The 15,478-nt window shown below is 53.0% G+C and carries 14 protein-coding genes; 9 read left to right on the forward strand and 5 right to left on the reverse strand.

The genetic code is table 11. The features are described 5' to 3' along the window. Window positions 1-15: 15 nt before the first annotated feature. Window positions 16-663 (reverse strand): hypothetical protein, encoded by a 648-nt coding sequence (locus tag WOA58_RS18830; protein ID WP_340605852.1) that lies wholly within the window; start codon window positions 661-663, stop codon window positions 16-18. A 222-nt stretch (window positions 664-885) separates the two neighbouring features. On the opposite strand from WOA58_RS18830, the gene WOA58_RS18835 reads away from it, so the two are divergent. The 5 genes from WOA58_RS18835 to WOA58_RS18855 all read left to right on the forward strand — a co-directional run bounded on the left by WOA58_RS18835 (window position 886) and on the right by WOA58_RS18855 (window position 3,927). Further along, window positions 886-1,245, forward strand: coding sequence for a ribbon-helix-helix protein, CopG family (locus tag WOA58_RS18835; protein ID WP_340605854.1), 360 nt, complete (start codon window positions 886-888; stop codon window positions 1,243-1,245). 311 nt (window positions 1,246-1,556) lie between these two features. Then, window positions 1,557-1,874, forward strand: a complete 318-nt coding sequence (locus tag WOA58_RS18840) for a toxin-antitoxin system TumE family protein (protein WP_340605856.1) — start codon at window positions 1,557-1,559, stop codon at window positions 1,872-1,874. After that, entirely contained in the window at window positions 1,852-2,277 is a 426-nt protein-coding gene (locus WOA58_RS18845) for an HVO_A0114 family putative DNA-binding protein (protein WP_340605857.1), read from the forward strand. Before WOA58_RS18840 ends, WOA58_RS18845 begins: the two co-directional genes overlap by 23 nt. Before the next feature lie 517 nt (window positions 2,278-2,794). Then, the gene (locus WOA58_RS18850) at window positions 2,795-3,415 is read left to right on the forward strand and encodes a tyrosine-type recombinase/integrase (protein ID WP_340605859.1); all 621 of its coding nucleotides are present in this window, start codon (window positions 2,795-2,797) and stop codon (window positions 3,413-3,415) included. Between the two features lie 119 nt (window positions 3,416-3,534). Next, window positions 3,535-3,927: a hypothetical protein gene (locus WOA58_RS18855; protein WP_340605860.1), complete on the forward strand. Its 393-nt coding sequence runs from the start codon at window positions 3,535-3,537 to the stop codon at window positions 3,925-3,927. A 1,851-nt stretch (window positions 3,928-5,778) separates the two neighbouring features. Here the strand turns inward: WOA58_RS18855 and WOA58_RS18860 are convergent. Together WOA58_RS18860 and WOA58_RS19175 are read right to left on the reverse strand one after the other, a co-directional pair. Continuing rightward, window positions 5,779-5,946, reverse strand: coding sequence for a hypothetical protein (locus WOA58_RS18860; protein WP_340605861.1), 168 nt, complete (start codon window positions 5,944-5,946; stop codon window positions 5,779-5,781). A 1,101-nt stretch (window positions 5,947-7,047) separates the two neighbouring features. After that, complete coding sequence (locus WOA58_RS19175) at window positions 7,048-7,182, reverse strand: AbrB/MazE/SpoVT family DNA-binding domain-containing protein (RefSeq protein WP_390220993.1); 135 nt, start codon at window positions 7,180-7,182, stop codon at window positions 7,048-7,050. Between the two features lie 125 nt (window positions 7,183-7,307). Between WOA58_RS19175 and WOA58_RS18865 the strand changes: the two genes are divergently transcribed. Beyond that, entirely contained in the window at window positions 7,308-7,898 is a 591-nt protein-coding gene (locus WOA58_RS18865) for a DUF4352 domain-containing protein (protein WP_340605862.1), read from the forward strand. Window positions 7,899-7,902: 4 nt separating this feature from the next. Next, window positions 7,903-8,388, forward strand: coding sequence for a hypothetical protein (locus WOA58_RS18870; RefSeq protein ID WP_340605863.1), 486 nt, complete (start codon window positions 7,903-7,905; stop codon window positions 8,386-8,388). 61 nt (window positions 8,389-8,449) lie between these two features. Here WOA58_RS18870 and WOA58_RS18875 read toward each other — a convergent pair whose 3' ends face one another. Continuing rightward, complete coding sequence (locus WOA58_RS18875) at window positions 8,450-10,039, reverse strand: hypothetical protein (protein ID WP_340605865.1); 1,590 nt, start codon at window positions 10,037-10,039, stop codon at window positions 8,450-8,452. An 843-nt stretch (window positions 10,040-10,882) separates the two neighbouring features. Between WOA58_RS18875 and WOA58_RS18880 the strand changes: the two genes are divergently transcribed. Next, a complete protein-coding gene (locus tag WOA58_RS18880) occupies window positions 10,883-11,593 on the forward strand; it encodes a GNAT family N-acetyltransferase (protein WP_340605867.1) in 711 nt (236 codons plus the stop codon). Between the two features lie 365 nt (window positions 11,594-11,958). On the opposite strand, the gene WOA58_RS18885 is transcribed toward WOA58_RS18880, so the two are convergent. Next, on the reverse strand, window positions 11,959-12,528 hold the full coding sequence (locus WOA58_RS18885; RefSeq protein ID WP_340605869.1) for a GntR family transcriptional regulator: 570 nt from the start codon (window positions 12,526-12,528) through the stop codon (window positions 11,959-11,961). A 1,196-nt stretch (window positions 12,529-13,724) separates the two neighbouring features. Between WOA58_RS18885 and WOA58_RS18890 the strand changes: the two genes are divergently transcribed. Beyond that, on the forward strand, window positions 13,725-14,897 hold the full coding sequence (locus WOA58_RS18890; protein ID WP_340605871.1) for a hypothetical protein: 1,173 nt from the start codon (window positions 13,725-13,727) through the stop codon (window positions 14,895-14,897). The last annotated feature ends 581 nt before the right edge of the window (window positions 14,898-15,478 follow it).

The following is a 15,478-nucleotide window of genomic DNA, read 5'->3' on the forward strand; positions in this document are numbered from 1 at the left end:
CTTGTCGGTGTGACGTTATCCGCTCGAGATCACGCCTTCCGCATGGGTTGGACCACCCTCCCCATCACAACGATCGTGATGAGCTGTATATCTCGTGGCAGCCTCCGGATCGATGACGATGAGCTTCTTCCCGCGACGCTTCTTCTGCTGGACATCCTCTTTGCCGAGGTCATCGAGGAAGTTCATGACGCGGGCCACAGTCTGAGTATGTGGACGCTTTCCTTCCGAGGCGGTTAACACTCGCTTGATCGCTCGGCTATCGATGACGAGGCCAGCAGGGGCCTTCTCGGCATAATCCTGGATGTCACGAGCGATGAACCGTGCGCGTTCTTGGTTGGTGGTGAGCTCGCGATCGGCAACGTGCTCCGGGAGAGTGCAGATGCGCTCCAGTGGTGTCTCCGAGTTCTTCGAGGGGTCTTTCTCGGTGTCAACCCCGGGGGTAGTATCTTCAGAAGGGGCGTCCGTCTGTTGGTTTTCGACCTCAGCAATCTTCTGGCGGATCTCTGCCTTATCGCGCTCGTTGTGAGCGCGGTAGTCGGCCAATTCGGTTTCGAGCTCGTTGATCCGGTCGGCTTGCTGCTCGACGGTGTCTCGCAGGTCTTCGACGGTCTGTATGAGCTGTTCAACGGTGCGACTGTCTGTAGCGTCGGCTGTTGCGGTCATGGCTGTCTGAGCAAAGCCACGGCTCTTGACAGGGCAAACTATATGCCGTGTCAGCCAGAAGGGACAGTTGTTCTACGACGGCCCCTTTCCGGCCTTTTTGTTTCCGTAGCTTTGCGTGTTATCTCACATGCCCCTGACTTAAAGCCCAGTGACAATGTGATATCATTTGTCAGACGGACAGCTGACGTATTGCTAAGTGAACACGGACATGTTCCTCATGCAATGAAGAATATCACTGTCCGGCTCGACGAGGAACTCATCGATGAACTTGAGTTAGAAGCTGATGAACACGGCGTATCGCGTAGTGAATACATTCGCAACACTCTTGTAACACGTGATGAACACGACGACACACGCGATGAATACGAGCAAGAGATCACCGATCTCAAAGAGCGAATTAACGAGCTTGAGACGGAAAATGAGAGAATGCGAAATGAGAAGCGGCTTATTCTCGAACAGCGCGAAGAAAATACTGAACTTGTTGAGTACGTCCAAGAAGAGCGGGAGCTGCAACAGCGGCGCGAGGAACGTCTGGATGCCCCTGTGTGGCGACGAGCGAAATGGTGGCTCGTTGGGCGGTGATTTAACGTCCAAATTAATCGCTCGTCTGAGGCCGTAGCATACTCGCGGATTGCCTCGATGATGATGCGCTATATTGAGTTGACACTGAGTCGATACTTGGTTTCTGTCTGACCTCTACGGGTGGTGACGGTGCGAACGGCTAACGGTGATGTCATTGCCACCGAGAATCGACGACTTGCGTCCCGCGGCCGTATTGTGTTCGCCACCGGATACTGATGCGCGGACACCACTAGCTAGATTGGTGCGACCACATTTGTGGGTGTTGGAGGCAGGGACAACACTTAACATGTTGGGGATCATAACAACACTTGATGCCGGAGGATGATGATGCAACGTTACTCCTCGAAACACGGCAGAACTTTGGCGACACCTACGCCGAAGTCCGTGCATGGGATGTTCCCCCGTCGGAGCGATACCCGGACGGGGTCCACTACTCGATGCAGTACGGTACGACCGACGGCAGTCTCATCTTTCGCTACGATAACTTTCCTGACCACCCCGGCGCGGCGGAACACCACAAGCATATCGGCGAATCTCGGGTTGAGGACATCGATTTCCCCGGTGTACTCGACCTGTATCGACGGTTCAAAGCGGAGGTAAATGATCATGAAAACGGACAATGGAAATGAGACAGAATCAGACGAGCGCGTGCTGCACATCCGCTTCAAGCAGAGCGATAGCGAGTCGGTTGAAGCAGCACTCGCAGCGCTCGACCAGGGAGAGACACCTGAACCATATCTCGAGGTCGTGTTTCACGATCCCGTGCAATTGCATCAGGTGACTCGACCGAAAAACTTGGAGTTGTTGCAGGTGATTACGAGCGAGCACCCCGAGAGCATCCGCGAAACAGCCCGAATCGTTGAGCGGGATGTTCGACAGGTCCACCGGAATCTGAACGAGTTAGAATCGCTTGGACTGATCGATCTCGATACAGTCGGACAATCCAAGCGGCCGACGGTCTGGTATGATTCTATCTCGGTCGATCTCTCACTAGATCACCCGGTCAACGACAGACGGGGCGTAAAAGCGTAGCCCCCAGAGACGCTATAACGTCTGGCCGACCTGATCTGTCAACGACTGCCGACTGAGGTCGCACTTTTCGCAGACCTGGAAGCCGTGCTCTTTTTCACGAACTCATGGTCCGCCGGGTCGCATGCTCTCCGCTTGAACGGCGGGTCCTCTCCGAGGGGCATAATCGACGGTTCGCGACACACCGGCATAGGCACTGGGGAGTGAGTCGCCCCGAGTAGCCGCCATGCTCGCCGGTCTATTGAGGGGCTCTCTAGTTGGAGGCGTCCAACACCGAGGCTCGGCGACCGGTCAGCGGGAAATTACACCACTCCTCGAGGATGCTAGACGAAAGCACGTCGCCACCGAAGTATCAGCCGCCAACGGTACAGATACTACTCTGTAGAGGTACTGGACCTTTTGATAGTTCATGGAACGCAATCATGTCATATAGTATAGCGAGTTTCCGTGCTTGCCCGAAAACCGGAAACTCAACAAGCTATAATACCCTCGCTCGAGATCAGACTTATATACCACACCTATGAGCGAAACTGGCTCACGAAACTCGGCAACTCAGAAACAAGCCAAAACCTGGCTCACCCCAGAACAGATCGAACACATCCGCGACGCCTGTCTCTCCGACTCGTTCGCGACCTACCTCCAAGATCGCAATGAAACGCTCATCGTTCTCCTTGCAGATACTGGGCTTCGCGTTAGTGAATTGGTCGCGCTCAACTGGGAGTATCTCGACCTCGATGCTGAACCCGGCGAGCTCTATCTACCGAGTGAGATTCAGAAGGGCAATCCAGGAGCCTCCTACCTTGATCTCGCCGACGAGAGCCGTCGGCAGCTCCGTCGGTATCAGAACCGCGTCTGGAAAGGGAGCAAGGCGCTGTTCCCCTCGCGCCAATCTGACCGCATGACCGACCGCTCTGTCCGCAATGTCGTCACACGTGCTGCTGAGGAAGCAGGCGTCCGCCCCTATCGGATCGAAGGGGGACGTGGTGAGTCACACGAAGTGTCGCCGCATACGTTCCGCCACTCGATCGCGTTTCGAATGATCCGACGGGAGAACAAGCGCCTAGAGGATGTGATGCTCCGCCTTCGTCATGCAAATTTGCAGACTACAGACGAGGTATATGGGCACTTCCGCAGACGATAACTCTGAACCCGACCCCTGCTCATTTGCACAGACTGCCAAGAGTCTCAAGTACGATAACTCTCTAAATATCAAATAACCGATAAGTTTATCAGTCTCTAGTTCCTAGATTTAGGTGGAAGATGTCGGAAGCAAGCTACGCTGGAAGCAACGAGATGCACACTGAGGACGAGCTACTGGCGGATGTCCTTGAGAGGAGTGCAGAACATCCAAACTGGCAACCTCGCGAGAAAGAAAGTAGCATTCACTTCGACGCAAAAAGTGATAGCTACACGATCACCTCCTTCAACCGAGGGATTTACCGCAACCTCCTCAAGCGTGATGACTTCGAGCTCAAATGGCTTGTTGGGCTGGCTGAAGACGGGACAGAAGAACGCCTCGAAACGCTCAAGCAAGCAGCTGAACGACCTGCCCTCCAGATTGTGGGTGCCGTCGGGACGCTTCCCCTTAGTACGTTGAAAATGGGTGCCGGAAGACAGTCCGACCATCTCTCACGCGTAGTCGGCACATACTGAGACAACGGACAGAGGGTTCACACTGGTGATGTGATCAACGCTATTGGGAATACTGAGCCTTCCCAGGCAACTATCATCACAAGTAACTCCAGGTGGTTAGGACCGTTCCTGATCAACTCATTTGACCTCAGAATCGATTTACACTAAATATGAGGTTAGCTCGTAGATCACTCAGGCAAGTACTCGAGGGACCGACCGACCAATGACTTGTTGAAGACGAACTGACGCTACTGAGAGTACAAGCAAAGGGTCCACACTGATGATGTGATCAACGCTACTGGGAACTGTGAGTCTAACCCAGGCCCTCTATCACAACTGACTCCAAGAGCTAGAGTGGCTTGTCAGTCAACAACGTGGAGCTATTGCGTCCTACGGACCCGCGAGAAGGATGGGCATTCCGACTCCCGTGTTTCATCGGAACGTCCCCGATCAGCTACTACGATGTCAATGAATGGATGATTCACGAAGGTAGCGCTCCCGGAGGGGTTAAGATCTTCACCCATCTCCCCCTCAATCTTCAGTGGGGGGTTAAGATGGAAAACCGCATGAGTACGGCGACTTCGAAAGACGATCTTAAGGATCTTAACCCCTTGAGGGGGGTGTGTCTGTGTGGGGAGCCCGCGCTGGCGCTGGTGCGCCCGCACGCGCGCACCAGCCAGCGCCCGCGTGTATAACACACACCCCCCTGGCACCCTTAATATCCTTAAGATCGTATTCTTATCCCTACGCCCTACTGTGATTTTGCGTCTTAATCCCCCGGTTAAGATCGAGGGAGGAGGGATGAATATCTTAAAGTGAACTATGCTCATATATTACTTATTTGTCATTAAACTGTGTTGGCCGCCATGTTTGAATTGAGAATCCTCCTGTCGCCATCACTGGCCATCAAAGACCGCCTGATGCTCCATAATCACAAAATCGTCCACAGCGTCCTCGCATGTCCTATTGTGCAAAAGGTTCCATGGGGGTTGTTTGTTTTCTCGGATTTTATTCTTCACACTCTGAGAGCAGGTGATGATTCATATCAAGCGTGTATACCTTAGAGATCTTCGTAACGAGATGTAGCAAGAGCCGGGCTGCCGAAATGTGCGGTCAAGTCGAGACAAGTGCACGCGCTGAGCTACGGTTGATAGGACACGTGATGTAAGGACGCTGTGGACGATTTTGTGACCACGGAGCGTCAGCCGGTCTCTAATGATCAGTGAATCAGATGGTCTCAAATATCACAGCCGAATGGCGACGAGAGGATTCTTGACTCTGACATGGCAGCCGATACGTCTAGTGACAAGTAAAGAAGGTATGAGAGCTATTCACTTTAAAATTTGCACCCCTCCCCCCGTCGATTTTCAGTGGGGGGTTAAAACGCAAAACCACAGGACGGCGTAGGGAAATAATACCGATTTTCAGGATTTTAACCCCTTAGAGGGGGTGTGTTATAACGCGCGCGCTGGCTGGTACGCGCCCGCGCGCCAGCGCCAGCGCGGCTCACACACAGACACACCCCCCTCGCACCCTTAAAATCCTGAAAACGGCTTCAGATTCGCCGCTCCCTCATGCGACCTTGAGTTTTCACACCCCCGTGAAAATCGGAGAGTGGGGGGTGCAAATTTTAACCCCTACCGGAGCGCTGCTTGCATGATCACCGTGAATCAAGTTGTGTGAGATTGTAACACTCGCTGGCGGTCCATTCCCACCGGTCGCCGACTCATATCACGTGCGACCTCTCCGATTTGAGTATATTTTCAACCAGAAATACAGTAGACGATCGAACGTGTCCCGTCGGCGGATACGTTCGCGCCGATCACGTCGGGGTTTGCATGTGTCGGGTCAACGAGCAGGGACTCGGCGCGTTTATCGATCCGCGTCGTCGGCGTCGGATAGAATATTCCGTTCGATGAGTTCAGATTGAAACTGCGCGGCATCTTCGAGCATGTGTTCGCACCACGGGCACGCAATGCCTTCGAGCATGGCGTCGCCGGGAAAGCCGCCCCGACACACCGGACATGTCCATTCGCTCATAATCGTCGTAGGGGTGCAATCGATAAAGCGCTCGCGATCGCATCGATCCGCTGCTCGACGAGCAGGGCGCATCTTGTTCAACACTCGCCTTTGACAAGCCGCCGCTGTTGCACAAGGTCGAGTTTTCGTTGAGCTACAGAACCAGAGTACACAGTCAGTCCTATGAAGCGTTACGGACGAATGTTGTGCAAGGCTTGGCGTTCTTTATATATTCAACCGCAAGTTACACTTCGTTTGCATCCATGCCATTGCCGCTATGCGGTTTGCACTTTAGAGTGAATCAAAAGTGGATCCATCATTGTTCCGCGTGCGGCAGACCGTCCGGCGTCTGATACACTCGGAGCTCGCGAGCGAGTCGGCGCTTTCGACGACTGATAGTGAAGTCCGCTCGAAGAGCCGCGTTCAATCGATGGACGGTGTACGTCTCCCCAGTCGGTTCGTGCGTCTCCTCGTGTTCGAGAACCCACCTGCGCTTGAATGAGTCAACCGACGCACAGTCCTACATATGTGCGAGTGTGCCCGCCTCTCGAGCCTTCGCTTCGACCTCGCTATCAGGGAGGTCTGCCTTTGAGCGGTTGATGTAGTTCTCTGTTAGTTACCCACTCTTTCGCCTCTCCCCACAAACGCTCGTAGTGCTGTCCCCAGTCGCTAAATCCCGCGTGGATCCCCGCGTTGAAGTTGCCCTTCGGCGCTCCTCCGCCCGAGTTGCCAACCGCGTTATCGTTTCCAAGAGGTGCGCCGTGACTCGACGGCGGCCCGTTCCAGTCGTGCATGAAACACGGCCCGCCGTCCGTCCGTCTTTGACACTCTGTGCCACTATCTGTTGAAACGCCACACGTCGGCATGACTTTGTGTTTGTTCCGTTTCCAGAAGTCACCTTCCCCAGAAATCCGCAGTGATGACGTTCTACCCTAGGATACCCAACTCCGAGTGACTTCGCCAGTTCCTGAGATCTTGACGAGTGTCTCAAGGACGCGGTCTGGTGCGAACCCGTGTTTATATAATTCATATACCTACGCGCCACCCCTAATTCACAATCACGCCTATTTATCGCGTCTATAGCATTGGACCCTTGTTGGGTGATCTAAAGACCAAAGCAGACTATTCGTCTTCAGATATATGTCTTATAGTTAACTCGATCCGATCTCCCACCTCTAGCCCTAGTTCGCATCGGATATCCTTCGGTATCGTAATTTGGCCTTTCTCTCGAAGGCGTGGATAGCATTTCGCCGCCATTAGTCCACATGGTCCACATGCAATTATAGGCCTTATCACTCTCACACTTCGTACTTTTCCGAAAAATCGGAAAGCGTAAGTGTTGGGTGTATGATGGACTTGTCGTGCAACGGAGAAATTTCATTGTGACATGTGGAGCAGCAACGACCACCCTCTTAGCCGGCTGTGCAGGGTCTGACGATGACGAAGAGGAGAATGGGGAAGACGAAGAGGAGGAAGAAGAACCCGCTGAGAACGGCGATGCGGATGAAGAAGAGAATGGAGAAGAAGAAGGAGAGGATGCGGAATTCATCGATGAGGCTGATGACCAAGTCGAACTCGCGTATGGTGAAGAAGCCGAGCATAGTAACGGTATGATCGCCGTCGCCCACGGATTCGAGTTCGAAGACCAGCTCGGCGATTTCGACGAACCTGACCAAGGCCAGTTCGCGCTGTTGGAGTTCGAAGCCAGAAACGAGGGAGACGAGGCCGAGCGAACGCCGTCGGCTTGGCAGGACATTGTCCTCCTACACGATGACAGCCAGTACGATTCGGAGTTCGTCTCTGATATGGGGGGGCGCGAAGAGTATGACGACGGCGAGATCCAGCCCGATGTTACACGCGAAGGATACATCGCCTTCGACGTTCCCGGCGATCTCGATGAGGGCGATCTTGATACATTGTGGCATGATGATTTCCTTGGGGCCGATATCGACGTCCGCTGGACGGCAAGCTAATAAGATGGCTCACCAAGACTCAGCTGAACCGGACAACGTATCCACCGAAGACGTGCCGACTGCGGAGGAGGACCAGTCAGGCGGAATTCGTTGGACGATGGCAATTACGGCGAGTGTAATGGCGCTAATCATCGGTGGGCTTGCAGCATGGGCAACTCTGAATTTTGGAATCGCTGCAATTGTATTTCTTATTGCTACAGCGGGCAGTGGTTATTATTTGTATCAAAAACGGATCCCTAGCGAAGCAATCGGATCGGGACTCTGGATTTCAGCACTTGTTATGTTGTTATTGCCGATTACATTCTACCTACCAGCGATTCTTGGTACGGACGGCGCAGAAAGCGCAGAGGCTGCTGGAACATTCATTGGATCGATAGCGGGCCTTCTCATTTGGGGATTCGTTTTCCTAATCCTTGCAGTCGTCACTGCTGCAATTGGGTACTTCTTCAAGCGGCGAGCTAGCAAGAAACTCAGCAAGGATACTGCATAGGACCTCCTTCTGGGGTTTTTAGGAGTGCGTAAAAACAAACGCCAGCGGAAGTCGGCTGTAGTTAGACTACGAGTGCGGGCTCATCGCTCGGTTCGCCGTCATCGTCTGGGCCGTTCTCTTCGTTCTCTTCGCTCCCTTCGTCCTCGTCAGTCTCGATCTCCACCGTCTCTTCGACACCGTCAACGTGGTAGCTCGACGGAATGGTCTGTTCGTTGACTCGGATTTCAGTCATGGTCGAATCGCTCGGGACCGAAGTAACACTCGTAAAGACCACTTCGCCGTTCGCGTCGGTTACGCCGGTGTCGATCTCACCCTCCGGTGGTCCGGCTTCGACCTCCTGGCCCTCAACGGGCTCGCCAGCCTCATCGACGACCGTCACGGTAAGCGTCTGCTCGTACATCTCATCCCGGTCAGTATCAAGCCCGACAGTGATCCCGGTGTCGCCTTCGATGAGCGTCGATCCGTGATACGTATCGTAGGCTTCGTGATCGACGGTCACGTCATATCCTCCGGCATAGGCGGTCGTACTAACCTCGCCATCTGAGTCAGTCTCACCACCGAAGCCAGCCTCACCGGTCGCGGGGTGATACTCGCCCGTCGCAACGATGGTCGCGCCCTCGAGCCGCTCGTCGTTGGCCTCGTCGACGACCTGGATGGTCACGTCATGCTCATCCGGCACCGGAGGCGCAAGGCCTCCTAGCAGGACAGAGGTATCACCGTCGACGGTCACGTACTGCGTCTCTTCACCGCCGCTGTTGTCTGTTCCGTGGACCTGATACTCCCCATCCGGCACGTCGAAGGTTGCGATACCATCGGCGTTCGTTTCGCCAGTCCACGTCTCGCCGTCGTACTGCTCAGTCTCGCTTTCGCCGGTGACGGTGATGCTAGCGCCCTCTACCGCAGAGGCTTCACCGGCGTGGACCTCCAGTTGTGAGGTCTCGAGGTCATCATCGTCTCCGTCGCCGTTCGCGTCGGTGTCGCCGTTGTCCGCGTCGCCGTTCTGATCAGTGTCCCCGTCACCGTTCGTGTCCGAATCCCCGTTGTCAGCATCACCGCCATAGTCGTCTCCGTTACCCCCGTTCGCCTCGGAATCGTCGCCGTTCTCGTCCGGGGCATCAGTGTCGCCGTTGGTGCTGGTGTCCTCGTCTGAGTCGCTATCGCCGTTCTCAGCGGGTTCGCTTTCGTCCTCGCCAGAGGCATCACTGCCCTCGTCGTCTCCGTCAGCGGACTCGCTATCGTCTGTAGACTCCTCGAGCGAGTAGTCGGGCGACTCCTGCTCTGTGGATTCGTCATCGGTGGCGCTATCGTCAGTTGCTTCTTCGGAGTCGTCGGTGTCTTCAGCCGAGTCGTCTACACCGGTGTCTTCGGACTCTTCATCTGGGGGCTGAGCCTCCGAATCACCGTTGCTCTCGTCCAATTCGGTAGCATTGCCAGTATCTCCTTCGTCGGCATCGACGCCGGTATCGCTTCCAGCCTCATTGCTATCGGACTCTTGTTCTTGTTCATCGCCCTGTGCGTTTTCGAGATCGTCAGCTTCGTCAGGTTCTGGGTCGTCGTCTCCGACCGGGCCATCTTCTCCCCATCCAGCGCACCCTGCGGTGAGCATCATGAAGACGGCGGCAACGACTGCCAGTGTGCGTCTTGCTGTCACTATAATAGATCTGTTGTATAGGTGTGTTAGTGTTTTGCTGTTGCCGTTTTAGAACGATCTATTTTTTATCATCTATCAATTGGGTCAGGAGAAGTACGAGAGTAGGACATCGCCCCTTCTCTCACTCGCAGGTTTCACGCGTCCAAGCAAACCGGTTAGCTTCGTCGGTCCAATAGAATCGTTCTCAACCCGCCTCAGAGAGTAGGAGACTAATATCTGCGGTATGGGCGTGAGTGTCCGTATCAGCCTAATGCTATATGATTCAGTTGCAATGGCTGCTGAAAGGGGTTAGTGTATTCCGTTTCTACTCTCTTCGCTTCCGATGAAGACGATGTCGTCGGCATACGCTTCGTCCGGGTTCGAGCCGTCCGAGGACACCCAGACGCTCGCCCGGAGTGTCCCATGGAGGTTTGTTTTCTTGAGGGAGGCCCGCGGGCGGCGACCACCGCGGCCGGGACCGCATACCGCCACCGCCATCCTGCCGGCGCTCTGTCAGGATAGGAAAGCTGTCAACGAATCTTGCTCAACCTTGTGCAACATCGGCACTCTTGAAGGGATTGTTGCACAAGTCATGGTGATCCAAACCCGATTAGCCGCCTAATCAAATATCCACAGAATAGTCTTATGAGGGGGACTTTCTAAAAGGAGTATCCCGCCCCAGGAGACTCAGAGAACACAGTCTAGGCAAACCGACGTTCACCAATCGGACATGAACCGACGCGTTTCCGAGAATCCCTCACGGAAACGTTGACCGCGATGTCGCTGTTGGCTTCACCATGTTCAGTTGATCGGTGATAGACGTTGAACCATAGATTTATTCGGTTCTCTTCAGACCCGTTTGCTGTGCAATTCATCGATGAATCCGTGTGTCTCAGAGGGTGTTATTCGCACGAAGCTCCGACTCTCGACGGTCCTAAAGACGCGGTCCAAGTCCGCTGTCTCACGTGTGGATCGGATCAACAACTCACAATCGAGCGGGTCAAAGACTCTGACATCAAGTACTGGGTCTGTCAAGAGGATCGCTGTCTCAATATTCTCGCACTCTATCGCGATGGGGTCATTCATCAGCCGATCGAACTGCTTCAATTCCCGGGGAACTTCGTTCAACATCGAATTCACGAGCCCCGGGATATCGGCGGTATCACTGTCGACTCATCGAATTGGACCTGGATGACTGATGCCGTCTGGTTGGCGAACTGGGCAGCGAAGGCCACCGTCGATCATATCGGCCGCTTTCGGATCGGCATCCACAGTGCGATCCTTGCGTTGGATGGAGGAGATGTTATTGGCTACCTCGCCTACTGTCCGACGAGCGATGAAACCGAGTTAGTGCTTCGCCATCTCTACCTCGCAGAATCCTATCGAAACCAGGACATCGGTAGCGCACTTGTCAAGTTCTGGTGGGACGAGATTGGTGCGCCTTGGTACGGCGAAGAAGCGGCTGACCACTACTTCGTCGAGAGTCCCAATTCGGCGATGAAAGAGGTGCTGCGATCGGTCGGCCACGCGAAAGGGGATGACGGTCCGAATGCCCATATCCATCAGGTGATGTAGGACTAGCGAGCGTCACCGCCAGAAAATACTGCCTATTAATACTAATAGGTAGCACTCGATAGTCTCTCTCCTAATCTTATCTGTTTTTCTCGTTGTTCGAGCCAATCCATCTAGCGGGCAATGACGCTCTTTGCGTTCGCCGGTAGTTACCCGACTCGTTGCCTTTCGATTTTGCTTCAAGGAACTGGGTAAGTCCCTCCTGGAGTAAAGGAGGGCTAGATAAGGTGGCTGAACCCTGGTTGGGGATCTGGCATTGGGTTGGATGAGTCGAGGACACGGAGGATGGTAAATCTACTTTCGATTAAGTAATCAAAAGCAATCCGCTAATCGGAGAAATGTGACTTCAGGTGGTACAGCGTGTGCGGTTATGTAGTCTGATTTGTATCTGGTCCGTCGTCGTCTCCTACAACTCCGAGTATCATGAGAATCCGGTTGACGAACTCCTCAGTCGTGAGATCGCCAAACAGGCACTCACGCAGCCACTCTACGTCCAGATAGAGCGTAGCCCGGAGGTTATCGCACTCATCATAGAGGGCGAATTTGAATTCCTCAACCGCATCGAAGAACTCATCAGCATCGGCTTCCCGAATCGCCTGGTTGAATGCAGGGACGAGTGCTCGGAGTTCCTCCTCAAGAACGTCCTGATCGGTCGTTTCAACGCTCACACCGAGTTCAAGCGTTCCCTTCTGGAACGCAAGGTATTTTACCTGAATGACATCACTGTCGAGATCAAACTCTTCGCGATCGAATCCGGGAATGCCTTCGTACTCCTCTTCATCTTTCTCTTTTTCCTCATGGTTTGTGGAGTCGCGTTTCTTCTGCACTGATTTCGCATCTTCCTCCTCGTTGTCATGGGCAAAACTAACGCTGGAATACCCAACAAGGGCAGTTGCGAACATAGTACCACTACCGATGAGCATCTGTCGACGCTTCATACACTACCCGTCAACGCGCTAATATATAATTTTTATGTTGATAATAGAATTGATTATTAGCGCAGAGATTAGTTGTTTGAGCCAAATTGACATCGGGTACCGGTCTTGGAGGGTATTTTTTCCAGCAGTTATTCTATTGGCTATCACCAGGCGGCCATTCCTTCCATCGCTTTGGAACGTCCCTGGGAGCGGGCCTGTCTCTACCTAGTCATACGTGTGTAACACTCGCTGGCGATCCATTCCCACCGATCGCCGGTTAGTATCACGTGCCACCTCTCCGATTCGGAGGGGTTTTCTACTATAGCGTTTTTTCAACCATCCGACTGACGGGTATTGTATCCGCTTGAATCGACCAGAAAGCCTATGCCGTGCGTCTCAGTAGCACTGACTGGTAAGGTCCCGAACGTACCTGTTTCATGAGCGTGGACGTCCTTTCGGGGCCTGCCCTCTCAACAAGGCTCGTTACTCCTAAACCAATTGTTTCCTTAGAGAAATCCAAATGTATTTATCACTGTTGTCCTCAGCTACGGCGTCTAGCTTAGGGAGTAAAGAGAGGAATGGGCTGCGCTCATGGTCGTGTGCAGCCACCCTACTGGCGTCGTGAAGGCGCCCCTGACAGTACCTCCGTTGCGTAATCCAGTAGGGTACCATACTGCATTCGAGCCTATAATATAGTGTTTTTGTCGGATGAGGCCGATGTTATACCTTGTTTAAAAGTCCTTAGCTAGATGATTGCTTTCTTTGGTTTGAAAACTTCTGCTTGGCTCACAGATAATTACTTAATGAATGATAACATAACACTCAGTGCCAATAGCACGGCATCCACCAGACATGGTAGACAAACCTACCTATTTCGGTAGGTTTTCGAGGGGGAAATCAATAGGCGATTTGGATATGTGTTCTACCCTGAGTGTCGCCAACCGACAGACAGCGGCGATGTCGAGAATCGAAGCGCGGGACGAAGCACCGATCCACTTTTGAATAGGACAGAAATCAAAAGTAGACCAATCAGGAACCCTACAGTCCGAGTTCTGGTATTCGAGGAGGCGACGATCCTGAAACTGGCACATTGAGGAAATTGACACATACAATATTTTGAGTAAAAGACTTGGCAATAGTGGACAATCTCGCTATATGACCAGGAACCCTTACCCGGAAATCTCAAGGCGGAATTCGTGCCGATACCATCCAACCAGATGGTCATTCGGAAATATAAGCCCCTGAAAAAGCAGTATCTTAAAGATTTTTTCAAGAAGGGCATCAGATGTACCCATATTCCCGAGTTTTGCGATGAGAATGAAGGAATGATAGAATCACCAGCAGACAATCCAGCATTTCGCGGGAGTATTGCAGCGATGACTGGGTCGGATTTTTCAGAGGAGGAGTTCAAAGAGCAATGGCCGCAATTCCACGAAAAAGCTCGCCAGAAGTACTTTGCAAGTTGCTGGCGGCTTGGGACGCGAGAGTTTGTGAATATGTGGCAAAACTATACGTCAGACCCAACGCTGAAGAAGGGATTTGCCATCGAAACGACTGTTGACCAATTCTTACAAGTTCTCCCGACAGAACCCAAAGAGCCTAACCAAGAAGACTCAACAGGTGCAGATTCTCAAATGACTGAGTTCTCTGAATTATATGTAGGTGGAACAGACCACGATATCCACGTTGGCGCTGTTCAGTATCAGCAGCGGGACGCTCCTGATTCTTACCAGACGACTGGATATCAAGCGTCTGTGAACTTTTTCAAAGAGTCATCCTACGATTACGAAGTTGAGTTTCGACTACTCATTAACCCGTTTGACAATGTCCAGATACTTCGGATCGGGAAAAATGGCATTCCAATTAGTCCATCTCCTAATGTCGACGGTATCCATCCATTCTTTCCAATTGACACCAGAGAGATGAAAAATCGGATAGTCTTGGCTCCTGCTGCTGGAGAAGAAGAACGCAGTCTGGTTGAGAACGTACTTGACGACCTTGGGATCAGTCATGGTCCGAACCCTGATGACGACTTAGAGATTGTTGATTCCAATCTTTGTACGACCCCGTATAGCGCAAAACAGCAATACACGGCGGAGTTCAGAGGGACAGCTAATTACGACGAAACAGGATCTCATTTGGAGGATTTCATGCAAGACTTCTTAAAGAGAACTGACGCTGAAGAATGGAGAATAGTCGATTTCACGGAGATCATCCCTCCAACTGGAGGCTTGATCGTTGAAGGCTACCGTCATGCAATGGATTACCCGGGTATACGGGTTGCTGATTATGGCCATGATGGATTGCAGTCTGTCTCCGTGAATCGTAGATTCTGCAATGAGGACTTCCGTAAGAAACTGAAAGAGGAAGCCGAGGAGACGAATTCTTAGATGCTCGATTGAGCGGTGATATCGGCTGGGTTGGCAGGCTCCGAGTCCCTGGAACGCCTTGTGCAACATCGGGGCCTTTCACACGGGGCCGAGTGTTGTACACGGTAGGCTCGGATTTGCACATCGGTTCTGAAAACAGGATTTTCTCGAATGACTCAATGGCACTAAACCGGCACTGTTCGCCGGTTAAGGACGTCGGACGTGCCGCCCATCTAAGTAGTGTCGTGTTTCAGGGACGGCCGAGGGGCCATTTTACACATCGGATTGTCCGTTCGGTGTACAATATGGCGGATCGGGGTTTGTGGACGTGCAACCCCCCGGGGGGAGTAGCACCGGAAGGCACTCCGACAGGTGTCCACCGTCCGCCACGCGTCAGACAGCTATCGGAAGTTTGTCACTGATCTTTAAGACGGCAGGTTGTGAGGTGATACGCAAAGCTACGGAACAATAGAAGCGGAGGGCGGCACCGCGCCGACCCGGACAAGGAACGCGACTTGAAACATCCGTTCTTTGTCCGGGTAGGTGCTTATAGATTGCCCCTCGCGAGCCGTGGCTTTGTCAATCAGCTATGAGCACAACAG

The sequence above is a fragment of the Halalkalicoccus tibetensis genome, assembly GCF_037996645.1.
GTDB classification, from domain to species: domain Archaea; phylum Halobacteriota; class Halobacteria; order Halobacteriales; family Halalkalicoccaceae; genus Halalkalicoccus; species Halalkalicoccus tibetensis.